A 22,287-nucleotide genomic window follows, 5' to 3' on the forward strand; every position below is an offset into this window, starting at 1 on the left:
GAATCATCCCACTCCGGCCGAGATCGGCACACAGAACGCCCGCCCGCGTCAAAGGAGTTGAGAAACCAGCCTGTGCATCCGGCTGCACCTCCTCCCCGATGCGCAGTACCCTTCCTTGATCGTTGAAAGGGGAGGGAAGGCGGTGCGCGGGTGAGCTCGGGAGGGCTGGAGCTACCCCCAGGTGACCCAGGTCACGAGGGGGTTTCCGGCGACATCCCGCCCGGAGCGGTCTCCCTCGCACGGCCGATGGAGATCGGGGCGGAGCTGGACTGGGGTCCGGAGGCCTGGACCGAGGTGCGTACGCGCGCCCAGCGGGCCGGCCGCGCCTATATCTGGCTGAATCTGGTCGAACAACGGCTCCGTGCCGTCGTCTCGGCGGTCCTCAAACCCATCTACGAACCGGTGCACGGCGACGAATGGGTGGTGGCCGCCGCCGGACCGGCGGGGCAGGAGTGGGTCCAGCGCGCCGTCGCCGTCCGCGAGGTCTCCCGCCGCAAGGGCTATCTGCTCGACCCGGCGGACGACAACGTCCTGAGCTTCCTGACGCTCCCGCAGCTGCGGGAGCTGATGATCCAGCACTGGCCGGGCTTCCAGCCGTACTTCGACGACCGCCGCGACGTCGAGCTGGCCCTGGACGAGCTGGAGGTGGCCCGTAACGTCGTCTCCCGCAACCGGGCCCTGTCCGAGGCCGTCCTGGCGCAGGCCGAGCGGGCCTCGGCGCGGCTGCTGGAGATCCTGGGCAGCGGGACGGCGGTGCCGTCCGCCGACCGGCTCAGGGTGGACGCCGTGGAGGACCTGGTAGGCGACCGGTACGCGGACGTGGTCTCCGTCCACCCCGACCGGGTGCGGCTCCAGCGGCAGATCCCCGCCGAGGACCTCTTCGGCGGCGCCCGCCGCCTCGACGCGGTCGGGATAGGCCTGAACCTCCTCGTGCAGAACTTCTCCGGCCGGCGCCTCGTGAGGCTCGCCGAGTCCGGCTGCCGGATACGGCTGCTCTTCCTGAATCCGGCCAGCAGCTCGGTCAAGCGCCGCGAGCGCGAACTGGGTCTCAAGAAGGGCGAGCTGAGCCGCTCCGTGGAGATGAACATCCTTCACATGCGCCGGGTCCGCTCCCGCCTCCGTGACCCGGGCGCCTTCGAGATCCATGTCTTCGACGAGACCCCCCGCTTCACCGCGTACCTGGTCGACGGGGACGGCGCGGACGGGCTCGCGGTCGTGCAGTCCTATCTGAGACGGGCGCGCGGTATGGAGGCGCCGGTGCTGGTGCTGCGGGGTGCGGGGCGCGACGTGGTGCGGGTCGGCCAGGACACGGAGCACGGCCTGTTCCAGACCTACCGGGAGGAGTTCGAGTCGGTGTGGACCGACTCGCGCCCCGTCTCCTGACGGTGTGGGAGCGCGCTGACGTGCTGAAGGCGCGTCAAGGCTCCACCCGGCGTTGTCAGTGCCGCGTGCGAAGGTGAATGTCGAACGGGGAGAAGCGTGAGGGAGGACCGGGATGGGCTGGCACGGGGAGCCGTTGGTCGGATTCGATCTGGAGACGACCGGTACGGAGCCGCTGGAGGCGCGCATCGTGACGGCCGCGGTGATCGCGGTGCGGGACGGCGCGGTGGAGGAGCGGCGGGACTGGCTGGCCGATCCGGGCATCCGGATCCCGGAGCAGGCGTCGGCGATCCACGGGGTCACCAGCGAGCGGGCGTCGGCCGAGGGGCGGCCCGCGCGTGAGGTGGCCGACGAGATCGCGACCGCCCTGGCCGAGTACTGGACGCGGGGCGTGCCGGTGGTGGCGTACAACGCGTCGTTCGATCTGACGCTGCTCGCGGCGGAGTTGGCGCGGCACCGGCTGCCGTCGCTGAACGACCGGGTGGGCGGCGGGCCGATCGGCCCGGTGATCGATCCGTACACGATCGATCGCGCCGTCGACAAGTACCGGCGTGGCAAGCGGAATCTGGAGGCCGTCTGCACCGAGTACGGGGTGGTGCTGGACAGCGCGCACAACGCGGGCGCGGACGCGCTGGCCGCCGTGCGGGTGGCGACGGCGATAGCGGGCCGCCACCGCCAGGTCGGCGCTCTCACGGCGGCGGCGCTGCACGAGCGGCAGATCGCCTGGTACGCGGAGTGGGCGGCGGACTTCCAGAGCTTCCTGCGCCGCAAGGGCAACACGGACGCGGTGGTCGACGCGGAGTGGCCACTGCGCGAACTGGTCCCGGCGGCGGGCTGAATCCGAGCCCGCCCGGCGATCAGGGGACGAACCCCGACCGCCGGCCGGTCCGTCAGAAGGGGTACCAGCGCACCTCGGGGTCACCGTCGCGCAGCGACGCGACGCGGCGGCGGAATTCCGTGAGCGCCTTCGGGTTCGTCGGGGCGTGCTGCGCCACCCACGCGCAGCTCGCCGTCTCGCGGGCGCCGCGCAGCACGGCGCAGCCGGACCAGTCCCGTACGTCCCAGCCGTAGGTGTCCGTGAAGGTGCCGTACGCCTCCGGGGCCATGCCGTACCGGTCGCGGGAGAGCGCCATCACCACCAGGTCGTGCTCGCGCAGATCGGTGGAGAAGGTCTCCAGATCGACCAGGACCGGTCCGTCCGGGCCGACATGGACGTTACGGGGCAGCGCGTCGCCGTGGATCGGGCCGGGCGCCAGGTGCGGGGTGAGCGCCGCCGCGGCCGTGGCGAAGCCGTCCCTGCGCTCGCGCAGGTAGCCGGCGTCGGCCGGGTCGATCGTGTCGCCCGCGATCCGCAGCCACCGCTCCACGCCGCCGAGCAGCTGCCTGCGGGGCAGCTCGAACGGCGGCGCGGGCAGCGCGTGGACGAGCCGCAGCAGGGCGGCCAGGTCGGCCGGGCCCGCGGGACGTGCGGCGTCGGGCAGCCGCCGCCAGAGCGTCACCGGGTGGCCGCCCACCGTACGGGCCTTGGGCTCGGCCGCCCGGACCGCCGGGACACCGCTCGCCGCGAGCCAGTCGGCGACGGCCAGTTCACGCTCGGCGCGCTCCAGCAGCTCCGGCGAGGCGGCGAGGCTCCGGCCGACCTTGACGACCAGGTCGCCCGTCGCGAACACCGCGTTCTCGCCCAGCGCCAGCAGCTCGGCGCCGTGCGAAGGCCCGTGCGCCACTCCTGCGGCGTCGAGTACGGCGCGCGCCTGTGTCTCGTCCATCGAACTCTCCCGTGAGTCTCCCGCGGACCGCCGGCCATCGCCGGTCGTGCGAACCGGGCTCCGCCACACCCCGAACGGTCGCCGGATCGGGCTGCCCGTGGATCGCGTCCGTCCGGCGACTGAGGACGAACCGACCACCGGGCGGACATGGTGACCGGTCCGGTCACGGTCCCAAGTCTCGCATCCGTGCAGGTTGGCTTGACGAACCCGGCACTCGTCAGCACGATGACGGAGGCCGCCGGGGCGGTCATCCCCACAAGCCGCCCGAAGGAGCCGAATCCGTGACACTGGCGACCGCGAAGACGCGGTCCGGCAAGAAGCCGCGGTCCGGCGAAGGCGCGTCAGGAGGCGGGCCGCGGCGGGAGAGGGTGATCGACCGCGGCGCCTGGTTCCTGGTGCTGCCGGCCCTGATACCTATCCTGGTGCTCAGCGTCGGCCCCCTGCTCTACGGCGTCGTCCTCGCCTTCACCGACGCGCAGTCCGGCCGCACCGAGCCCACCGAGTGGATCGGCACGCTGAACTTCCAGGACCTGTATCACGACACACTCTTCTGGGAGTCCTTCCGGATCGGCCTGCTGTGGGCGGTCGGTGTGACCGTCCCGCAGTTCGTGCTCGCCCTCGGCCTCGCCCTGCTGCTGAACCAGCGGCTGCGTCTGCGCTGGCTCGCGCGGGCCCTGGCGATCGTCCCCTGGGCCATGCCCGAGGTGGTCGTCGGCATCATGTGGCGCCTCGTCTACAACGCCGACGCCGGAATCCTCAACGAGACGATCCGCGACTTCGGCCTCGGTGACGGCCGCGACTGGCTCACCGGCCTGGCCACCGCACTGCCCGCCGTGATCGTCGTGGGGATCTGGGCGGGCATGCCGCAGACCACCGTCGCGCTCCTCGCCGGACTCCAGAACACCCCGGACGAGCTGCACGAGGCGGCGGCCCTGGACGGCGCGGGCGCCTGGCGCCGGTTCCGCACCGTCATCTGGCCCGCGCTCAAGCCGGTCGCGCTCGCCATCACCGCGCTCAATTTCATCTGGAACTTCAACTCCTTCGCCCTGGTCTACGTACTGACCAGCGGCGGCCCCGGCGGCCGGACCCGGCTCCCCATGCTCTTCGCCTACGAAGAGGCGTTCCGCTACGGGCAGTTCGGTTACGCCGCCGCCATGGGCTGCGTCATGGTCGCCGTGATCTCGGTCCTCCTCGCCTTCTACCTGGTGGGACGTCTCAAGTCGGGGGAGGAGAAATGAGTCTCCGCACCAGCAGGCCGGCGCGCGCAGGGCAGTACCTCGCGCTCCTCTGCTATCTGGTCTTCCTCGCCTTCCCGTTCCTGTGGCTGATCTCCACCGCCTTCAAACCGGCGCGTGAGCTGGGCAGTCTGCACCCCACCTGGATACCGGACAGCCCGACCCTGGAGAACTTCCGGCAGGCGTTCGACGAGCAGCCGCTCCTCCGGGCCGCCGGCAACAGCCTCACCGTCGCGCTCTCCGCCGCCCTGATCGCCGTCGTCATCGCGACGCCGATGGCCTATGTGATGGCCCGGCAGCGGAGCCGGCTCGCGACGGCGGCGACCGGATGGGTCGTGGTCAGCCAGGCGTTCCCGTTCGTCCTGGTGATCATCCCGCTCTTCCTGGTACTGAAGAACCTCCATCTGATCAACTCCCTGCTCGGGCTGATCATGGTGTACGTGGTGTGGTCCCTGCCGTTCGCGCTCTGGATGCTGGTCGGTTACGTACGGGCCGTCCCCGCCGAGCTGGAGGAGGCGGCGGCCGTCGACGGCGCGGGCCGGCTCCGTACGCTCGTCTCGGTCACTGCCCCGCTGCTGGCGCCGGGCATCGTCGCCACCGCGATGTTCGCCTTCATCACGGCGTGGAACGAGTTCTTCTTCGCGCTCGTCCTGCTCAAGTCCCCGGAGAAGCAGACGCTGCCGGTGATCCTCACCCACTTCCTCGGCGCCGAGGGCGTCGCCGACCTGGGGCCGCTCGCGGCGGCGGCGTTCCTCGCGACGATTCCCTCACTCGTCATCTTCGCGATCATCCAACGACGGATCACGGGCGGCATGCTCGCCGGGGCGGTGAAGACCTGATGCGTACGAGAAGCCTGACGGGTACGGGTACGGGCGCGCGTGCCCGGCTGGTGGCCGCTGCCGCCGCCCTCGGACTGCTGCTCACCGGCTGCTCGGGCGGCGACGGCGAGTCGTCGGACGGGCGGATCACCCTGCGCTTCCAGTCGCTGGCCTGGCAGGACGAGTCGGTCCAGGCCAACAAGGAGCTGGTGAAGGAGTGGAACGCCGCCCATCCCGACGTCCGGGTGGAGTACGTACAGGGAAGCTGGGACAGCGTCCACGACCAACTGCTCACCTCCTTCGAAGGCGGTGAGGCGCCCGACATCATCCATGACGCCTCGGACGACCTCGCCGACTTCGCGTACGGCGGCTATCTCGCCGACCTGGACGGGCTGCTGCCCGACCGGCTGAAGCGGGACATCCCGGAACGCAGCTGGGAGACCACGGAGTTCGGGGACGGGGTGTACGGCGTGCCGTTCCTCCAGGAGCCGCGCGTGCTGATCGCCAACAAGAAGATCCTGGAAGCCTCCGACGTGCGGATCCCGACGGTCGGGAAGCCGTGGACCTGGGCCGAGTTCAGGGCGGCCACGAAGGAACTCACAGCGGGGGAGGGGCGGAAGCCGGGGGCCGGGCAGGCGGAGTACGGGGTGGCCTGGCCGCTCAAGGACCCGGTCTCCGCGACGCTCAACCTCAGCCGGTCCACCGGCGGGCGGCTTTTCCACCGGGGCGCGGACGACAAGGTGACGATCCACTACACCGAGGCCGACGCCGAGGTCCCCGCCGTCATCCACGACCAGGTCAACAGCGACGGCAGCGCGTCGGGCGCCACGCTCGGCATGGGCGGTTCCGACACGCTGCCGGGGTTCTTCGGGGGGAAGTACGCGATGGTGCCGCTCGGCTTCTCGTACCGGCAGCAGATCATCCAGCAGGCGCCGAAGGGTTTCGAGTGGACGGTGCTGCCGGCCCCCGCCGGGGCCGACGGTGCGACGCAGGGGGTCAGCCCGCAGACCCTGTCGGTCTCCGAGGACACGCCTCACAAGAAGGAGGCGGTGGCTTTCATCGACTTCCTGCTCCAGCCCGAGAACATGGTCCGCCTCGCCCGGGGCGACTGGATGCTGCCCACCGGTACGGCGGCGCTCGCAGACCCGTCCCTGCACACCGCGAAGCACGGCTGGGGGACCGGTGCGGCGCTCGCCCGCGAACTGCTGCCGGCGCCCGCGCAGTCGGTGCGCGGCTACCCGGAGTGGAAGGACAAGGTCGCCACACCGGCGCTCCAGGAGTACTACAGCGGCGCGATCGACCGCGCCGAACTGAAGAAACGCCTGGAGAAGGACGGCAATCTGGTGCTGGCCCGCTACCAGCGCTAGGGCCTGTCCGGCGGATCTTGCCGGGCTCGCGGTCCCTGGCACGCGCCCTCCCGGCGTTGTCGTCGGTCCGTATGGCTCCGCCATGCCTCCCTCCTCCGCCTTGCGATCGCACGCACCAACGTGACATCAGCCGCTACCGCGGCGGGTCCGGGCCAATCCCCGAAGATCCGCCGGACAGGACCTGGGTCCTGTCTTCACACTGGCCTCTGGCTCACGACGCCCGGCACGCACGCCCGCCGCGTTGTCGGACTCGCCCGAGTACGCCCGGTACGGATGCGATCCTCCGTCTCGCGTTCGCACGCACCGGACGCCGTGAGCCCCGCCCTGCGGGCGGACGACCCCAGTTCGAGGACAGGACCTGGAGGACGCTCCTCCGGCTCTCCGGCTCTCCGGCTCTCCGGCTCCCCGGCTCCCCGGCTCCCCGGCTCCCCGGCTCCCCGGCTCCCCGGCTTCCTCCCCGGCGTTTCGGCGGGGGGAAAATCGGTTGCGCGAGACGAACCGGCCCGTCTAGCGTCCATGGGATGGGTAGCAACTTCATGGCGATCGTAGAGACCCGCTGCGTCCGGGGCTCCGTCGCCGCCTTTTCCCGGCTGCGGCGCGCCCCCGGCGCCCTGACCGGTCCGGGGATCTTCGACCGCTGACTCTCAGCGTCCCCCGCGCGCACCGATCCGCGATCCTGCACGGTCCTTCGTGATCCGTGATCCGTGATCCGTGATCCGTGATCCGTGCGCCGCTTCACCCTGCTCCGGTCAGGGCCTTCGTCTGCCCACGAAGCCCTTTCAGGAGACAGGACGCAGGCCATGGCCCGCAGCCCGCGGCACCGCCGATCCCGCACGCTCTCGCAGAACTTCCTCACCGACCGCGCCACCGCGGCCCGATTCGTGCGCTCCGCCCGCCCCGACCCCACCGGGCTGCTGCTCGAAGTCGGTCCCGGGAAAGGCGCGTTGACCACCGCTCTCGCACCGCACTGCCGCGAGCTGCGCGCGTACGAGATCGACTCCGGGCTCGTCCCGGAACTCCGCTCGACCCTCGCCGCCTCACCCCATGTGCGGGTGTACGAGCGGGACTTCGTCACCGTGCGCCCGCCACGCGAACCCTTCGCGGTCGTCGGCAACGTGCCCTTCTCGCGCACCGCCGGCATCGTCGACTGGTGCCTCGGCGCCTCCGCGCTGACCGACGCCACGCTCATCACCCAGCTCGAATACGCCCGCAAGCGCACCGGGGACTTCGGGTGCTGGTCGCTGCGGACGGTGGAGACCTGGCCGTGCGTCGAGTGGCGGCTGCTCGGCCGGATCGGGCGGCGGGAGTTCCGCCCGGTGCCGCGCGTGGACGCGGGCGTCCTGCGCGTCGAGCGGCGCCCGCGCCCGCTGCTGCCCGCGGCCCAGCTCGCCGACTACCGGCGGCTGGTCGCGGTGGGCTTCGCAGGGGTCGGCGGGTCGCTGTACGCGTCGCTGCACCGGTCCGGCCACCCGCGCCGCCGGCTCGACGCGGCGTTCGACGCGGCGCGTGTCGACCGCGCGGAGATCGTCGCGTTCGTGCCGCCGGGGGCATGGCTGACCCTGCACGCGGTGCTGAGCCGCAGCTGAGCCCCGTCCGGCGGCCCTGGTGTCGAACGAGAGCGAACGAGTAGAACGAGACGTCTCGTCTCGTTTGATGCTAGGCTGCGGGTATGACCTCACGACAGCGCGCCCATATCGCCATGTTCTCCATCGCCGCCCACGGGCACGTGAACCCGAGTCTCGAAGTCATCAGGGAGCTCGTCGCCCGGGGGCATCGCGTCAGCTACGCGATCCCGGCCTCCTTCGCCGGGAAGGTGGCCGCCACCGGCGCCGAGCCGGTGATCTACACCTCCACCCTGCCGACGGACGACGACCCCGACGCGTGGGGCACCGAGCTGGTCGACAATCTGGAGCCGTTTTTCGACGACGGGACGCAGGTGCTGCCCCAGCTGGCCGAGGCATTCGAGAACGACCGCCCGGACCTTGTCATCAGCGACATCACGTCGTACCCGGCGCCGGTCCTGGCCCATCGGTGGGGCGTCCCGTACGTCCAGCTCTCACCGAACATGGTCGCCTGGGAGGGGTACGACGAGGAGGTCGCCGCTCCCCAGAACGCCCAGCTCGCCGAGTCCGAGCGCGGCCGGGCCTACCTCGACCGCTTCCAGGCATGGCTCGACGAGAACGGCATGGACCTTCCCCTGGACCGGTTCGTCGTCCATCCCGATCGCGCGATCGTGCTGATTCCGAAAGCACTTCAGCTGTTCGCCGACCGGGTGGACGAGTCCGTCTACACCTTCGTGGGCGCCTGCCAGGGGGAGCGCGCCGACCAGGGGGAGTGGGAGCGGCCGGCCGGGGCGGAGAGGGTGCTGCTGGTCTCGCTCGGCTCGGCGAACACCAAACAGCCCGACTTCTACCGCGCCTGCGTCGAGGCGTTCGGCGCACTGCCCGGCTGGCATGTGGTGCTCCAGATCGGCAAGTTCGTCGACCCGGCCGAACTGGGCGAGCTCCCCGGCAACATCGAGGTGCACTCCTGGGTGCCTCAGCTCGCCATCCTCAAGAAGGCCGACGTGTTCATCACCCACGCGGGCGCCGGGGGCAGCCAGGAAGGACTCGCGACCGGTACGCCGATGGTCGCCGTACCGCTGCTCGCCGACCAGTTCGGCAACGCCGACACGCTCGTCTCGCTCGGTGTCGCCCGGCGGCTGTCCGTGGAGGAGGCGACGGCCGGGGCGCTGCGGGAGGCGGTCACCGGGCTGATGGCGGACCCCGAGGTCGCCCGCAGGGGCGAGGAGATCAAGCGGGACATGGCCAAGGAGGGCGGCGCACGGCAGGCGGCCGACATCATCGAGGCCGCGCTGCCGGTGCGTGGCGCCTGACATCGGTCGCCGGTCGCCGGTCGCCGGTTACGCCGCACGCCCGGCCGGTGGAGTCCGGTCGGGCGCGCGGCGCGTGCGGCGTACGGGGGAAGTCGGCGCCTCAGATCCGTACGGGATCGGGCTGATCGCCCGTCTTCCCGTACGCGTCGACCGTCGGCGCACCGTCGCCGCCGCGGGACTCCGCCTCCGAAGGTGTCCGCGCCGGCGCGACGACCGACTCGTCGTGCGTCAGGTCGGGCAGCCACCGCAGCCAGGAGGGGAAGTACCAGTTGCGCTCGTCGAGCAGCGCCATGACCGCCGGGAGCAGTACGCCCCGGATGATCGTCGCGTCTATCAGCACCGCGGCCGCCAGGCCGACGCCCATCTGCTTCATCGACTGCATCGACAGCGTCCCGAAGATGGCGAACACGGCGACCATGATCACTGCCGCGCTCGTCACCACGCCCGCCGTGGTCACCACTCCGTGGGTGATGGCCTCACGGGTGGTCAGACCCCGCATCCGCGCCTCCCGGATCCGGGACACCACGAAGACGTGGTAGTCCATCGACAGACCGAACAGGATCACGAAGAGGAACAGCGGCAGCCAGGAGATGATCGCCCCGACGCCCTCGGCGCCGACCAGTGACGCGCCCCAGCCGTACTGGAAGACGGCGGTCAGGATGCCGTAGGCGGCGCCGACCGACAGCAGGTTCAGCACGATCGACGTCACCGCGATCGTCAGCGACCTGAAGCAGAGCAGCATCAGTACGAAGGCGAAGATCACCACGAAGGCGAAGACGGGCGCCACGGCCCCGACGAGCTGGTCGTTGAAGTCCTTCGATCCGGCGACCTGGCCGGAGACCGGCGCTTCGACACCGTCGACCGTGCCGAGCGTGGCGGGCCGTACGGTGTCCCGCAGCAGCCCCAGACTCTTCTCCGCCCGGTCCTGGTCCGAGCCGCCGACCAGCGGCACCTCGATGATCGCGACGTTCTGCTCGTCGTGCGTGACGATCTCGACGGGCCCCTCCGAGGCGCCCGAACTGACCGCCTGCGCACGGAAGTCGGCGAGTGCCCGCCGTACGGGCGCCGCGTTGATGTCGTCCGCCCGCACCACGACCTCGGCCGGTTCCGCGCCTCCCGGAAAGGCTGCGTTGATCCGCTCGTACGTCTGGACGATGGGCAGCGAGTCGCCGAACTCCTGGTCCAGCGTGAAGTTCTGCGTCTGCATGCCGACCGCGGGCAGGGCGATCGCGACGAGCGCGCCCGCGGCCACGGCCAGCGCGGTCTTCGGCCCGCGCAGTACGCGACCGAGCACGGCACGCCAGAACCGGCTCTCACCGCTCCCGCCACCACTGCCCGCACGCTGCTTCTTCGACTGCTTGAGGCGGTTCAGGAAGGGCACCCGGCCCCGCTCCACACGATCACCGAGCAGCGACAGCAGGGCGGGCAGCACGGTCACCGAACCGACCATCGCCACCGCGACCACCATCAGCGACGCCAGCCCCATCGCCTTGAACTCGGCCAGCCCGGTGAAGAGCATGCCCGCCATGGCGACACAGACCGTGACACCGGAGACGACGACCGCCCGGCCGCTCGTCGCCGCGGCGATCCGCAGCGCGGTCTCGGCGTCCCGGCCGGCCTCGCGCTCCTCGCGCTCACGCCGCAGGTAGAACAGGCAGTAGTCGACGCCGACCGCCAGACCCACCAGCAGCATCACCGAGTTGGCCGTGTCGCTCATCGGCATGACATGGCTGACCACGGCCATGAGCCCCATCGTCGCCATGATGGCGGTCAGGGCGAGGACGACCGGCAGCAGCGCGGCGACCAGCGCGCCGAAGGCGATCAGCAAAATGCCCAGCGCCACCGGCACGGCGGAGATCTCCGCCTGCTTGAAGTCGTCCCCGAACGCCTCGTCGAAGGTCTTGTTCATGCTGGCGCCGCCGATCTCCGCGATCCGCAGCGTGCCCTCGTGCTCCTCCTGCACGCCCTCGACGGCCTTGAGCACCGTCTCCACGCGCTCACCCGAAGTCTCCGGATCACCGCGCATGTTGAACTGCACCAGCGCGCTGCGGCCGTCCTTGGAGATGGTCTTCGTGTCGTACGGAGAGGTCACGTCGGCGACTTCGCCCGTGCTCTCGACGGCCGTCAGGACCGCTTCGACCCCGGCGCGGAACTCCTTGTCCGTGGCGGACGTCGACGAGTCGACACCCTGGATGAGAACCGACTCGCCCACCGGCTCCTTCAGACCCGCGTCCTCGATGATCCGCTCGGCCTGGCTGATCTCGCCGGACATCTGCTCGCTGTCCTTGACGTCGACCTGGCCGGCCGCCGAGCCGAGTCCCATGGCGAGTACGACGAACAGCACCCAGACGGTGACCGCCGTCCACCGGTGCCGGGCGCTCCAGACCCCGGCACGCGCCGCGATTCCGCGCGGTGCGGGCGACGCCGCCGGGCCCCGTCCCGGCGGCGTCGCGTCTCCCCTTCTCCGTCCCCGTCCCCGTTGCCGTCTCTCTGTCGCCACCATCGCCGGTCCGTCCCCTCGGGCCCGAGAGCGGCCGTGTGCCGCGGTCTCCGACTCGAATTTATGGTCGGATTCAGGCCTTCTCCTCCTGCTCCCCGGTGACCTGGAGAGGGCCCGCTCTCCTTCTCACGGGGTGGTGACATCCCTGACAAGAGGGATGGAAGCCCCTTACAACTAACGTGCCACGGAGGGAGATCGCGGTCGCGGTCCGAGTTGGGCGCACATGGCCGATTTCGCATTAAGCAACTTTGTTTTCTAAGTCACAGCAGCCTGAAGGTCTTGATCTGAGCGCGACAATCAGCCAGGGTTTCGAATCAGCCCGCCGGAAGTTCTTTCGTCCGACGGGCCATCCCCCCACAAATGCTCACGAGGAGAACCCTCTTCATGACAACTCATAAGCGTGTCGTCCGGATGAGACTCACCGCGGCGATAACAGCAGTGGCGGCCGTCGCCGGTATCACCGCCTTCGCCCCCACGGCGGGCGCGGCCACCCCCCTCGGCACGGTGTACGGGGCCGACGCCAAGGGCGCGGTCGCGGGCAGCTACATCGTGATGCTGGACCAGAAGGCCAACAAGAAGGATCTCGCCGCGGAGTACGGCGGGAAGCTGAACCGCACCTACTCCTCCGCCATCAACGGCTTCTCGGCCAACGGCCTTTCGGCCACCGAGGCCAAGCGGCTCGCCGCCGACCCGGCCGTCTCCAAGGTCGTCCAGAACAAGAAGTTCTCGATCGACGCCACCCAGGACAACCCGCCGTCCTGGGGTCTCGACCGGATCGACCAGACCGCGACCGCCGGTGACAACGCCTACACCTACCCGGACGCCGCGGGCGAGGGCGTCACGGCGTACATCATCGACACCGGAGTCCGCGTCACGCACGCCGACTTCGAGGGACGCGCGTCGTCGGGCTTCGACGCGATCGACAACGACGACAACGCCGACGACGGCAACGGCCACGGCACGCACGTCGCCGGCACCGTCGCGGGCGCCTCGCACGGTGTCGCCAAGAAGGCGAAGATCGTCGCGGTCCGGGTCCTCGACGACGCGGGCAGCGGCACCACCGAGCAGGTCGTCGCCGGCATCGACTGGGTCACCGCGAACCACAGCGGCCCGTCCGTCGCCAACATGAGCCTCGGCGGCGGCGCCGACCCCGCCCTCGACGAGGCCGTCCGCAAGGCCATCGCCTCCGGCGTCACCTTCGGCGTCGCGGCGGGCAACGACAGCAGTGACGCGGGCACGACCTCCCCGGCCCGCGTCGAGGAAGCCATCACGGTCGCCTCGTCCACCGTGGACGACCAGCAGTCGTCCTTCTCCAACTACGGCCCGGTCGTGGACATCTACGCCCCGGGCAGCGACATCACGTCGACGTGGAACGACAGCGACACCGGCACCAACACCATCTCCGGTACGTCGATGGCGACACCCCACGTCGTCGGCGCCGCCGCGGTGTACCTCGGCGGGCACCCCGACGCCGCGCCGGCCGACGTCGCCACGGCCCTGACCGGCGGGGCCACGCCCGACGTCATCAGCGACGCCGACCCCGGCACCGCGAACAAGTTGCTGAAGGTCGTCGAGTGACCGGGACACTCTGACGTCCCAGGACAGCCCAGGACCGGCGGCCGTCGCGCTCTCCCCCACGGGGCGCGGCGGCCGCCTTCCGCATGCCGCAGCGGTCCCGGGCGACCGCCCACCTATCGTGGACCCATGACGACGACCAGGTACGCGGCGCTGCTGCGCGGAATCAATGTCGGCGGCAGCCGGAAGGTCCCGATGGCCGCGCTGCGCGACGTGCTCACCGCTCTCGGCCACGGCGACGTCGCCACGTATCTCCAGAGCGGCAACGCCGTCTTCACCGACACCACCGGCGCCGACGAGTCGGCGCTCGCCGCCGCTCTCGGTGACGCCCTCCAGGAGGAGTTCGGCTTCGCCGTCGACTGTCTGGTGCGCGACGCCGCCTATCTGAAGGCCGTCGCAGACGACTGCCCCTTCCCCGCCGCGTCGCTCCAGGGCAAGCAGCTCCATGTCACCTACTTCTCCGAGCCGGTGGGCCCCGAACGCTTCGCCGCCGTCGACCAGCAGTCGTACCTCCCCGAGGAGTTCCGGCTCGGCGACCGGGCGCTGTACCTGTACGCCCCCGACGGCCTCGGCCGCTCCAGACTCGCCGAGGCGCTGTCCAGACCCCGTCTGTACCCCGGCACCGTCGCCACCAGCCGGAACTGGAACACCGTGGTGAAACTGGTGGAGCTGACCCATGGCTGAGTCACCCGCGGTCGTCGCCGCCGTCGAGGCCGAACTGCGCCTCCTCGACCCGGCCGTCCGCTCGTCGGCGGAGCTGATCGGGGAGCTTCTCCACCCGGACTTCACCGAGTTCGGCTCGTCCGGCCGGCGCTGGGACCGCGGGTCGGTCATCGCGGAACTCACCGCGCACGACGCGCCCGCCGCCCACCCCGTCACCACGTCCGGGATGCGGGGCGTCGAACTCGCGCCGCACCTGGTGCTGCTGACGTTCGACACCGAGCACAACGGTCGCCTGGCGCACCGGAGTTCGCTGTGGATGCTGACCGGCGGCCGCTGGCTCCTCTACTTCCACCAGGGCACGGTCTTCACGCCGTAGCGTCCCGGACGCTCTCACGCCGTGGAGCCCCGGGCGCCGACCATTCGGGTGGGATCCGTACCGCCGCACCCGAAACGCGGCTCACGCACCGCTATAAAGGGGCCCGTCACGTTGATCGACTGATGGGTGCTCACCATGCTGAAGGCCGCACTGCGGGTCCTCGCCACCGCCACACTCACCACCGCCGCACTCGCCCCGACCGCCGCTTCCGCGTCCACCACCGCCCCGATCCCGGCCCCGGCGTCCGCCCCGGCCCTCGAGCCCGCCCTCGACACGGGCCCCTGCGGTCCGGTCACCCGGTACCGCTCCTGGGACTGGTGGCGTACGACCACCAACCCGCTCATCGCGGACACCGTCAGGGAGAAGTCGGTGTCGGAGCGGTGGCAGTGGCGGAACGACGACAACACGCTGTGGCGCGGCGACACCCGAGACAACGTGCAAGACCTGTTCGACGAGGGCTTCACCCCGCGCGGCGACACGATGGTTCCGCTGGCCGAGTACATCGTCAAGGGCGGCGGACAGAACAGCGCGCACGTCAGCACCACCTGTGAGGAGTGGGTGGCGCAGAAGTTCGCCACCTACGGCACCGCCAAGACCGGCTGGGTGTACGAGATCGACGCCCCCGGCGGCATCGACGTCAACGCCACGGCCGCCGTCAACCGCTACGAGTCGCCGTACCTGTGGAACAAGGAGATCGACTTCCCGGGCGGGATCGAGGGCCGGTACATCAAGAAGGCCTGCAAGTACCACCTGGTCAAGACCGACCCGAAGACGAAGGTCAACACGTACGACAACCTCGGCTGCAAGACGAACAAGGGCTTCATGCCCCTGACCGCCGAGCCGGCGGCGCTCGCCGCCATGTAGGACCCCGCCCCGACCGCCGGACCGACCTCGTCGGCCCGTCCGGCGGTCGAGGCGGCATTGTCGTGGACGGGGGTACGGAGTTGACGTGACGGCATGTACTCCCGGCGTCATATCGACCTGCTGCGCGTCGTCTCGGCCGACGTCGTCGTCGCCGAGGACGAGGCCACCGCGCGCGAACTGGCCACCGGCTACGGCCTGTGGGTGCGAAGCATCCGCAGCGGCGAGGGCGCGATCCCGTTCCCCACGCCCGACGAGGCCCGCGCGCACCACTGGAGCGCGGCGGACCGGGAACTGGTCGCGGACAGGACACAGACGCAGTTCGTCGGCTCACCCGCGGGCGTCGCGGACCAGTTGGAGGTCCTGCGGGACGCCACGGGGGCCGACGAACTGCTGATCACCACGATCACCCACGACCACGCGGACCGGGTCCGCAGCTACGAACTGCTGGCCGAGGAGTGGGCGCGACGGTGACCGGCCGGCGGCCGTCCTCAGCCGACGGACGGGCCCGGTTCGCTCTCGACGCCCAGCTCCTCCAGCAGCCGCTCGCGCAGCGCCGCGTACCCGGCGCTGGCGTGGCCGCGGGGCGCGGGCAGATCGACGGGGATGCCGGCGCCGATGCGTCCCTCGGCGAGGACGACCACGCGGTCCGCGAGGACGATCGCCTCGTCCACGTCGTGCGTCACGAGCAGGACCGCCGGCCGGTGCCTGGCGCACGACCGGCGCAGCAGTACATGCATCCGGATGCGCGTCAGCGCGTCCGGCGCGCCGAACGGCTCGTCGGCGAGCAGCAGTCCCGGCTCGCGTACGAGCGACCGGACGAGCGACACGCGCTGCTGCTCACCGCCGGACAGTTCGACGGGCCATGCCTTCTCCCGTCCGGCCAGGCCGACTTCGGCGAGCGCGGCCCGGCCGCGCCCGATCGCGTCCGGGCCGTCGAGACCGAGGACGACGTTGTCGAGCACGTGCTTCCAGGGCAGCAGACGCGCGTCCTGGAAGACGACGGGGACCGGCTCGGGGGAGCTGAGTTCGCCCGAGCCCGTCACATCGTGGTCGAGACCGGCGAGCGCGCGCAGGAGTGTGCTCTTGCCGGAGCCGCTGCGCCCGAGCAGGGCCACGAACTCCCCGGCTCCCACGGTGAGATCGAGCCCGTCGAGCACGTTCCGGTCGCCGAAGGAGCGGACCAGGTCCGTGATCCGTACGGTGCCGGGGCCGGTGCCGGCCGGGTGTTCGGCGGTCAGCCCGCCAGTGTGCGTCGCCATGACAGCGTCCTTTGTTCGACGAGACGTACCAGGGCGTCCGAGAGCAGCCCGAGGAGCCCGTACACGACCAGGCCGACGATGATGACGTCGGTCTGTCCGTACGTCCTCGCCAGCTCCATCATGTAGCCGATCCCGCTCGTGGCGTTGACCTGCTCGACCACGACCAGGGCCAGCCAGGCGCCGGTCACGGCGAACCGCATGCCCAGCAGGAATCCGGGCAGCGCGCCGGGCAGGGCAGGACGACATGGCGCAGGAAGGCCGTACGGCTCAGCCGCACCGTCTCGGCCAGCTCCACATAGCGGTTGTCGATGGTGCGCAGCCCGTTGTGCGCGGGAATGTAGACGGGCACGAAGACGCCCAGGGCGATCGTGATGACCTTCATGGACTCGCCGATGCCGAATTACAGGATCAGCAGCGGGATCAGGGCGAGGGACGGGATGGCCCGCTTGATCTGCACGGGTCCGTCGATCACCCCTTCGGCGATCCGGCTGAGCGCGGAGACGAGCGCCAGCAGCAGACCTCCCACGACACCGAACAGCGGCCCGAGCGCGGCGCGTTCGTCAGCGACAACAACAGCGGCGCGGCGAGAGGCGCGACATGACAGCCACGCGGGAATCCTAGGACACCAACCGGCGCCACGTCAGGCGGTGTTCGTCCTGTCGGGCGGATCGGGCGGCACGCGGGCACCGCCGAGCCCGCGATCGGGCGGCGGCGGTGCGGGGCTCACTCGGCCTGCCCGGTGGCGCACCGCCGGAGGGTGACCATGGCGACGTCGTCATCGAGGAGGGCGTGCCGCCGCAGATCGGTCTGGATGGTGTCGAGCAGCGTCTTCGGGGACTGGTCGGCCCAGTGGCCGACGCGTTCGGCGAGCGGGTAGAACTCGCCGGACCCGTCGCGGGCCTCGGCGAGGCCGTCGGTGTAGAGCAACAGGGTGTCGCCCGGTTCCATACGGTGACTCTCGACGTGTACGGGGGTGGTGTCGAGGCCGAGCAGTCCGATCGGCAGCGAGGGCTTCGGAGCCGGCAGTTCCCGCGCCGTCCCGGCGTGCAGAAGGAGCGGCGTCGGGTGACCGCAGTTGACCAGCCGCACCTCGTCGCCCTCCCCGACGACCTCGACCACGACGGCGGTCACGAAGGACTCCTGGATCCGGCGTTTCATCTCGGGTTGCTGCGTGACGTCGCCACCCCGCTGTGCCAAGTCCCAGGCGAGTGTCAGTTCGCGGCGCACCGCGTCGTCGAGGAAGCCCGGCAGATCGTGCAGGGCGACACCCTGCCGGGCAGCCCTGCGGAAGGCGTTCAGCACGAACAGCACCACTTCCAGGGTCGCCAGACCCTTGCCCTGGACGTCCCCCACGATCACCCACGGCCGCCCGTCGACCATCGCGCACGCGTACAGATCGCCCCCTATCGTGGACTCCGCGTCGGACGCCAGATACGACGACGAGATCTCCATCGGGCCCAGCCGGGGTGGCAGCGGCCGCAGCAGCGTCTGCTGCGTCTGGGCGGTCACCCGGCGTGACTGCGCGAGCTGGCGTGCCCGTCTCTCCCGCACCGTGGCCGCGCCCACCGCGGCCGCGCTGATGACCACCGCCGTCGCGATGGCGACCGGCGCGTCGGCCAAGGTCAGACGGTTGTTCTCGGCGAGGGTCACGACGTAGGCGGGCATCATCACCCCGGTGATCACCGCCACCGCGCGGGGGCCGGTGAACACCGCCGCCAGAGCGGGCAGGGCCAGCATGATGCCGCCCAGCCGGATCCTGTACCCGCCGAGCACGTCGACGACCAGGACCAGCACGAGGATGACGACCGCGAGGGCCACGACGGCCCCCGGCCCGCGCCACAACTCCTCGGACTCGCGCCTCTGCGCGTCGACGGGCGGCATGTTTTCACGGTACAGCGACCAGCGGATCCTGCCCTGTGAGCGGCACGGGCCGATCACCCCGGGACGGCCGCCCCGACGCCCTCCCGAGCGGGATCTATGCTCGGCACGAATCGAACCCGCGGTCGAACGGAACGGAGTCGGGATGCGCTACATCATCATCGGGGCGGGCGCCGTCGGCGGCAGTGTCGGCGGCCGGCTCGCGGAGTCGGGGCACGACGTCGTCCTCGTGGCCCGCGGCGCGCACCACCTGGCCCTGCGCGATCACGGTCTGAGACTGACCACGCCCGACGGCACCCGCGTGCACCGCCCGCCCGTCGTCGAACGGCCCGACGAGATCGACCTGCGCCCGGACGACGTCCTGCTGCTGTCGGTGAAGACCCAGGACAGCACGGCGGCCCTGGACACCTGGGCCGCGCGGCCGGTCGCCGGCGGCGGGACCGCCGGGGAGACGCTCCCGCTGGTCTGCGCGCAGAACGGGGTGGAGAGCGAACGCCTCGCCCTGCGCCGCTTCCGGCACGTGTACGCCATGTGTGTCTGGCTGCCCGCCACCCATGTCGAGCCGGGCGTCGTCTCGGCCGGGGGCACCCCGTACACCGGCACCCTGCATCTCGGCCGCTACCCGTCCGGCACCGACGAGACCGCCGCCCGGATCGCCGCCGATCTGGAGAAGTCCCGGATACTGGCCCCGGTCGTACCGGACGCGATGCGGTGGAAGTACGGCAAGCTGATCGCCAACCTCGCCAACGCCGTGGAGGCGGTCACCGGCCGGATCCTCGGCGACGAGGCCCGTGACCTCGCCGCCCGTACGCTCGCCGAGGGCCGCGCCGTCCTCGACGCCGCCGGTGTCGGATACGTGAGCGCCCGGGAGCAGGAAGAGGTCCGGAGCAGGATGAGCTTCGACCCGTACGCCGTACCGGAGGGTGGCGGCGGCTCGTCCTGGCAGAGTCTCAGCCGGGGCACCGGCACGATCGAGTCGGACTACCTCAACGGCGAGATAGTCCTGCTGGGGCGGTCGCACGGCGTCCCGACGCCGATCAACGAGACCCTTCAGCGCGTCGCCAACACCTTCGCCCGCGAGCGCAGGCCGGCGGGCTCACTGCCGGTCGCCGAACTGCTGAGGATCATCGACGCCGGTGCGTGAGATGCCTCGTGCCGTCGCCGTCCTCCGCGATGTCCCGCACACACGTGTATCCGAGCCGGACGAGCAGTGAGAGCGAGGGCGCGTTCCCCGCGTCGACGGTGGCATGGACCTCGGCAGGACCGAGGGTGTCGTGCCCGTACGCGGTGAGCGCCACGGCCGGTTCACGGCCGAGCCCCCGGCCCTGGCCGTCCGGCGCCGGCGCGTAGGCCGGCTCGTGGCCGTCCGGCCAGGGCTCCGGCGACGGCTTGATCTCGGCGTGACCCGCGCAGCGGCCGGCGTGCCGTACGGCCCACACGTCGAAGCGCGGAGGCCATGAGGGGCGTCGCGCGGGCCGCAACCGGGTTGCGACCTGTCGCCTTTCTTCAAGACCGGCGCCCGGAGCCGCTCCTAGCGTGGGCCGCATGAACAGCGACACGAGCAGTGACACGAGCGGCGGTACCGGCGGGGGCACGAGTGACCCGCTCGACACCGTGTATCCCGCGATGCGGGAGTGCGCCGCCGAGGCCGCCCGGATCGCGGGCCGCGTGCCCGCCGGCCGGCTCCCGGACCGTACCCCCAGCGCGGAGTGGGACGTCCGGGCCCTGGCCAACCATCTGGTGCTGTACACCTCGCACGGGCTGGAGCACCGGGCCCGGCGCACCGAGATGCCCGCGGCGCTGACCGGGCGCGACTTCACGGCCGACGCCGACTGGCCCGGCCGGTACCGGGCCGCGCTCGACCGCGCGGTCACCGCGTGGGCGGATCCCGCCGTGTGGGAGGGCGACATCGGCGAGGGAGCAGGAGCGACACCGGCGGTCTCCGTCGGCACCCTGATGACCCTGGAAATGGCGCTGCACGGCTGGGAGCTGGCGCGGGCCACCGGACAGGAGTTCCGCCTCTCCGAGGAGACCGCCGCGTTCGTGCTCGGTGTCGTCGACGAGTACGCCGAGATGTACCGGAAGTACGACGGCTTCGCCGATCCCGTGCCGCTTCCCGCGACGGCCGGGACCTTCGACCGGGCGCTCGCGGCGAGTGGGCGCGACCCGGGGTGGCGGGCCGCACGCGGCCCGTCCCGCGATTGAGGACGAGCGCGCGCCACGCCGAAGTGGCCCACCCGATCGCCGTACGAATGGCCCGAAGAACAGGGCCATCACCCGGCTGGCCTCGGTGACATGAGCGATCAGGAACACCGCACCACCGTCGACTTCTACTCCGATCCCGCCTGCCCCTTCGCGTGGATCACCTCACGCTGGATGCTGGAGGTCGAGCGGGAGCGACCGCTCGACCTGCGCTTCCATGTGATGAGCCTCTACCTGCACAACGCCGGCAACGAACTGCCCGGCTGGTACCGCGATCTGGTGGACCGGTCCATCGGGCCGGTCCGGGTCGCCGTGGCCGCGGCCCAGCAGCGCGGTGACGGGGTTCTGCGCGACCTCTGCACCGCGCTCGGCACCCGGATCCTCGAGCGGGGGGACAAGGACTTCGACGCGGTCGTCGCCGAGGCGCTGGCCGAGCTGGAGCTGCCCGCCGGCCTCGCGGACGCCGCCCACGACCCGTCGTACGACGACGCCGTACGCCGCGGCCACGACGCGGGCAGGGACCCGGCCGCCGACGCGTACGTCGGCACGCCGACGATCCATGTCGACACAACGGTCTGGTTCGGCCCGGTCCTGCGGGCGATCCCGCGCGGCGAGGAGGCGGCGCGGCTCTTCGACAGCTTCCGGGTGCTCGCCAACCACCCCGACTTCTTCGAGCTGAAGCGCACCCGCACCGGCGGCCTCGACTTCGGCTGAACTCGCCGGACGGAACCCGCGCACCCGGGCCGTCAGGCGGACAGCGCCGCGATCTCCCTGGCGGCCCTCGCCGCGTCGTACCGCCGCAGCAGCAGCCGCGCCAACTCCGGTGCGGGGCCCAGCACATCGGCCAGTACGTCCGCCCCCGACGCGTGCGCGCCGCGCGCGATGCGGTCGGGCAGGCGGCCGGGCGCGATCACGTACGGGGCCACGGCCACCCGCCGTACCCCGTCCGCGCGCAGCTCACGCACCGCGTCCTCGGTGCGCGGCAGGGAGGCGGAGGCGAACGCGGGCCGCACGGCACACCAGCCGGTGCGCCGCCACTCCCGCGCGACATGAGCGATCACCGCGATCGCCTCCGGGTCGGACGAGCCCGCCGAGGCCAGTACGACCCCGGTCGAGCCCTTGTCGCCGGGCCGGAGCCCGGCCTCGTACAGCCGGCGCTCCAGCGCCCCGGTCAGCAGCGACGACGGGCCGAGGACATCGGCCTGCCGTACGGAGAGCCGGGGCAGCCGCGCCCGTGCCTCGTGCAGCACGGCCGGGATGTCGGACTTCGCGTGGAAGGCGCGGGTCAGCAGCAGCGGCAGCGCCACCGTGTCCCGTACGCCCTCCGCGTCCAGCCGCTCCAGCACGCGCGGGACCGACGGGGTGTTGAAGTCCAGGAAGCCCGCCTCGACCCGCAGCCCCGGCCGCAGCGCGCGCACCCGGCGCAGCAGCGCGTGCACGGTCGCGGCGTGCCGGGGGTCGCGGCTGCCGTGCGCGACGACCACGAGCACCGGGCGGCCGGGGGCCGGTCCGGCGGGGTTGCGGAACAT

20 protein-coding genes and 2 pseudogenes are annotated in these 22,287 nt (G+C 71.5%); 15 read left to right on the forward strand and 7 right to left on the reverse strand.

Annotation, left to right across the window (positions count from 1 at the left end; genetic code table 11):
- Window positions 1–150 precede the first annotated feature (150 nt).
- Both SSPS47_RS27940 and SSPS47_RS27945 read left to right on the forward strand, forming a co-directional pair.
- On the forward strand, window positions 151–1,383 hold the full coding sequence (locus tag SSPS47_RS27940; RefSeq protein WP_164253365.1) for an SAV2148 family HEPN domain-containing protein: 1,233 nt from the start codon (window positions 151–153) through the stop codon (window positions 1,381–1,383).
- Window positions 1,384–1,495: 112 nt separating this feature from the next.
- On the forward strand, window positions 1,496–2,218 hold the full coding sequence (locus tag SSPS47_RS27945; protein WP_164253366.1) for a 3'-5' exonuclease: 723 nt from the start codon (window positions 1,496–1,498) through the stop codon (window positions 2,216–2,218).
- 52 nt (window positions 2,219–2,270) lie between these two features.
- On the opposite strand, the gene SSPS47_RS27950 is transcribed toward SSPS47_RS27945, so the two are convergent.
- Window positions 2,271–3,146: an aminoglycoside phosphotransferase family protein gene (locus SSPS47_RS27950; RefSeq protein ID WP_164253367.1), complete on the reverse strand. Its 876-nt coding sequence runs from the start codon at window positions 3,144–3,146 to the stop codon at window positions 2,271–2,273.
- Window positions 3,147–3,514: 368 nt separating this feature from the next.
- Between SSPS47_RS27950 and SSPS47_RS27955 the strand changes: the two genes are divergently transcribed.
- The 5 genes from SSPS47_RS27955 (at window position 3,515) to mgt (ending at window position 9,441) form a co-directional block, all read left to right on the forward strand.
- Entirely contained in the window at window positions 3,515–4,384 is an 870-nt protein-coding gene (locus tag SSPS47_RS27955) for a sugar ABC transporter permease (protein WP_239065344.1), read from the forward strand.
- A complete protein-coding gene (locus SSPS47_RS27960) occupies window positions 4,381–5,220 on the forward strand; it encodes a carbohydrate ABC transporter permease (protein ID WP_164253369.1) in 840 nt (279 codons plus the stop codon). Before SSPS47_RS27955 ends, SSPS47_RS27960 begins: the two co-directional genes overlap by 4 nt.
- The gene (locus SSPS47_RS27965; RefSeq protein WP_164253370.1) at window positions 5,220–6,566 is read left to right on the forward strand and encodes a sugar ABC transporter substrate-binding protein; all 1,347 of its coding nucleotides are present in this window, start codon (window positions 5,220–5,222) and stop codon (window positions 6,564–6,566) included. The genes SSPS47_RS27960 and SSPS47_RS27965 overlap by 1 nt, the downstream gene beginning before the upstream one ends.
- An 800-nt stretch (window positions 6,567–7,366) precedes the next feature.
- The gene (erm, locus tag SSPS47_RS27970) at window positions 7,367–8,152 is read left to right on the forward strand and encodes an ErmE/ErmH/ErmO/ErmR family 23S rRNA (adenine(2058)-N(6))-methyltransferase (protein WP_164253371.1); all 786 of its coding nucleotides are present in this window, start codon (window positions 7,367–7,369) and stop codon (window positions 8,150–8,152) included.
- Between the two features lie 83 nt (window positions 8,153–8,235).
- Window positions 8,236–9,441 (forward strand): macrolide-inactivating glycosyltransferase, encoded by a 1,206-nt coding sequence (gene mgt / locus SSPS47_RS27975; protein ID WP_164253372.1) that lies wholly within the window; start codon window positions 8,236–8,238, stop codon window positions 9,439–9,441.
- Between the two features lie 100 nt (window positions 9,442–9,541).
- On the opposite strand, the gene SSPS47_RS27980 is transcribed toward mgt, so the two are convergent.
- Window positions 9,542–11,785, reverse strand: coding sequence for an MMPL family transporter (locus SSPS47_RS27980; RefSeq protein ID WP_239065084.1), 2,244 nt, complete (start codon window positions 11,783–11,785; stop codon window positions 9,542–9,544).
- Window positions 11,786–12,325: 540 nt separating this feature from the next.
- Between SSPS47_RS27980 and SSPS47_RS27985 the strand changes: the two genes are divergently transcribed.
- The 5 genes and pseudogenes from SSPS47_RS27985 to SSPS47_RS28005 form a co-directional block, all read left to right on the forward strand.
- A complete protein-coding gene (locus tag SSPS47_RS27985; protein ID WP_164253374.1) occupies window positions 12,326–13,519 on the forward strand; it encodes a S8 family peptidase in 1,194 nt (397 codons plus the stop codon).
- 126 nt (window positions 13,520–13,645) lie between these two features.
- On the forward strand, window positions 13,646–14,200 hold the full coding sequence (locus tag SSPS47_RS27990) for a DUF1697 domain-containing protein (RefSeq protein WP_164253375.1): 555 nt from the start codon (window positions 13,646–13,648) through the stop codon (window positions 14,198–14,200).
- Window positions 14,193–14,555, forward strand: a complete 363-nt coding sequence (locus tag SSPS47_RS27995) for a nuclear transport factor 2 family protein (RefSeq protein WP_147875095.1) — start codon at window positions 14,193–14,195, stop codon at window positions 14,553–14,555. The genes SSPS47_RS27990 and SSPS47_RS27995 overlap by 8 nt, the downstream gene beginning before the upstream one ends.
- Before the next feature lie 135 nt (window positions 14,556–14,690).
- Window positions 14,691–15,419: a hypothetical protein gene (locus SSPS47_RS28000; RefSeq protein WP_164255091.1), complete on the forward strand. Its 729-nt coding sequence runs from the start codon at window positions 14,691–14,693 to the stop codon at window positions 15,417–15,419.
- Window positions 15,420–15,548: 129 nt separating this feature from the next.
- Window positions 15,549–15,890: pseudogene (locus SSPS47_RS28005) on the forward strand (LLM class flavin-dependent oxidoreductase); the annotation flags it as partial.
- Between the two features lie 17 nt (window positions 15,891–15,907).
- On the opposite strand, the gene SSPS47_RS28010 reads toward SSPS47_RS28005, so the two are convergent.
- The 3 genes and pseudogenes from SSPS47_RS28010 to SSPS47_RS28020 form a co-directional block, all read right to left on the reverse strand.
- Window positions 15,908–16,678, reverse strand: coding sequence for an ABC transporter ATP-binding protein (locus SSPS47_RS28010; RefSeq protein ID WP_164253376.1), 771 nt, complete (start codon window positions 16,676–16,678; stop codon window positions 15,908–15,910).
- Window positions 16,654–17,252: pseudogene (locus SSPS47_RS28015) on the reverse strand (ABC transporter permease subunit); the annotation flags it as partial. The pseudogene SSPS47_RS28015 and the gene SSPS47_RS28010, both read right to left, overlap by 25 nt.
- A gap of 149 nt (window positions 17,253–17,401) precedes the next feature.
- Window positions 17,402–18,559 (reverse strand): PP2C family protein-serine/threonine phosphatase, encoded by a 1,158-nt coding sequence (locus SSPS47_RS28020; RefSeq protein ID WP_164253377.1) that lies wholly within the window; start codon window positions 18,557–18,559, stop codon window positions 17,402–17,404.
- A 142-nt stretch (window positions 18,560–18,701) separates the two neighbouring features.
- Here SSPS47_RS28020 and SSPS47_RS28025 point away from each other — a divergent pair, with 142 nt between their 5' ends.
- Window positions 18,702–19,700: a ketopantoate reductase family protein gene (locus SSPS47_RS28025; protein ID WP_164253378.1), complete on the forward strand. Its 999-nt coding sequence runs from the start codon at window positions 18,702–18,704 to the stop codon at window positions 19,698–19,700.
- On the opposite strand, the gene SSPS47_RS28030 is transcribed toward SSPS47_RS28025, so the two are convergent.
- Window positions 19,681–20,037: a GNAT family N-acetyltransferase gene (locus SSPS47_RS28030; RefSeq protein ID WP_239065085.1), complete on the reverse strand. Its 357-nt coding sequence runs from the start codon at window positions 20,035–20,037 to the stop codon at window positions 19,681–19,683. The genes SSPS47_RS28025 and SSPS47_RS28030 overlap by 20 nt on opposite strands.
- A gap of 145 nt (window positions 20,038–20,182) precedes the next feature.
- Here SSPS47_RS28030 and SSPS47_RS28035 point away from each other — a divergent pair, with 145 nt between their 5' ends.
- Both SSPS47_RS28035 and SSPS47_RS28040 read left to right on the forward strand, forming a co-directional pair.
- The gene (locus tag SSPS47_RS28035; protein ID WP_164255093.1) at window positions 20,183–20,761 is read left to right on the forward strand and encodes a TIGR03086 family metal-binding protein; all 579 of its coding nucleotides are present in this window, start codon (window positions 20,183–20,185) and stop codon (window positions 20,759–20,761) included.
- Window positions 20,762–20,851: 90 nt separating this feature from the next.
- Window positions 20,852–21,472 carry a DsbA family protein gene (locus SSPS47_RS28040; RefSeq protein ID WP_164253380.1) on the forward strand — a complete coding sequence of 207 codons (621 nt, stop codon included), beginning with the start codon at window positions 20,852–20,854 and terminating at the stop codon, window positions 21,470–21,472.
- Between the two features lie 32 nt (window positions 21,473–21,504).
- Here the strand turns inward: SSPS47_RS28040 and SSPS47_RS28045 are convergent, their stop codons facing one another.
- On the reverse strand, window positions 21,505–22,287 hold the full coding sequence (locus SSPS47_RS28045; RefSeq protein WP_164253381.1) for a sirohydrochlorin chelatase: 783 nt from the start codon (window positions 22,285–22,287) through the stop codon (window positions 21,505–21,507).

This window comes from Streptomyces sp. S4.7, from assembly GCF_010384365.1.
GTDB lineage: Bacteria > Actinomycetota > Actinomycetes > Streptomycetales > Streptomycetaceae > Streptomyces.

Bases quoted from the DNA above. Each gene is read 5' to 3' on its own strand.
- SSPS47_RS27945 (WP_164253366.1), top strand. From the start codon at position 1,496: ATGGGCTGGCACGGGGAGCCGTTGGTCGGATTCGATCTGGAGACGACC.
- SSPS47_RS27950 (WP_164253367.1), bottom strand. From the start codon at position 3,146: ATGGACGAGACACAGGCGCGCGCCGTACTCGACGCCGCAGGAGTGGCG.
- SSPS47_RS27960 (WP_164253369.1), top strand. From the start codon at position 4,381: ATGAGTCTCCGCACCAGCAGGCCGGCGCGCGCAGGGCAGTACCTCGCG.
- SSPS47_RS27965 (WP_164253370.1), top strand. From the start codon at position 5,220: ATGCGTACGAGAAGCCTGACGGGTACGGGTACGGGCGCGCGTGCCCGG.
- erm (WP_164253371.1), top strand. From the start codon at position 7,367: ATGGCCCGCAGCCCGCGGCACCGCCGATCCCGCACGCTCTCGCAGAAC.
- mgt (WP_164253372.1), top strand. From the start codon at position 8,236: ATGACCTCACGACAGCGCGCCCATATCGCCATGTTCTCCATCGCCGCC.
- SSPS47_RS27985 (WP_164253374.1), top strand. From the start codon at position 12,326: ATGACAACTCATAAGCGTGTCGTCCGGATGAGACTCACCGCGGCGATA.
- SSPS47_RS27990 (WP_164253375.1), top strand. From the start codon at position 13,646: ATGACGACGACCAGGTACGCGGCGCTGCTGCGCGGAATCAATGTCGGC.
- SSPS47_RS27995 (WP_147875095.1), top strand. From the start codon at position 14,193: ATGGCTGAGTCACCCGCGGTCGTCGCCGCCGTCGAGGCCGAACTGCGC.
- SSPS47_RS28000 (WP_164255091.1), top strand. From the start codon at position 14,691: ATGCTGAAGGCCGCACTGCGGGTCCTCGCCACCGCCACACTCACCACC.
- SSPS47_RS28010 (WP_164253376.1), bottom strand. From the start codon at position 16,678: ATGGCGACGCACACTGGCGGGCTGACCGCCGAACACCCGGCCGGCACC.
- SSPS47_RS28020 (WP_164253377.1), bottom strand. From the start codon at position 18,559: ATGCCGCCCGTCGACGCGCAGAGGCGCGAGTCCGAGGAGTTGTGGCGC.
- SSPS47_RS28025 (WP_164253378.1), top strand. From the start codon at position 18,702: ATGCGCTACATCATCATCGGGGCGGGCGCCGTCGGCGGCAGTGTCGGC.
- SSPS47_RS28035 (WP_164255093.1), top strand. From the start codon at position 20,183: ATGCGGGAGTGCGCCGCCGAGGCCGCCCGGATCGCGGGCCGCGTGCCC.
- SSPS47_RS28040 (WP_164253380.1), top strand. From the start codon at position 20,852: ATGAGCGATCAGGAACACCGCACCACCGTCGACTTCTACTCCGATCCC.
- SSPS47_RS28045 (WP_164253381.1), bottom strand. From the start codon at position 22,287: ATGTTCCGCAACCCCGCCGGACCGGCCCCCGGCCGCCCGGTGCTCGTG.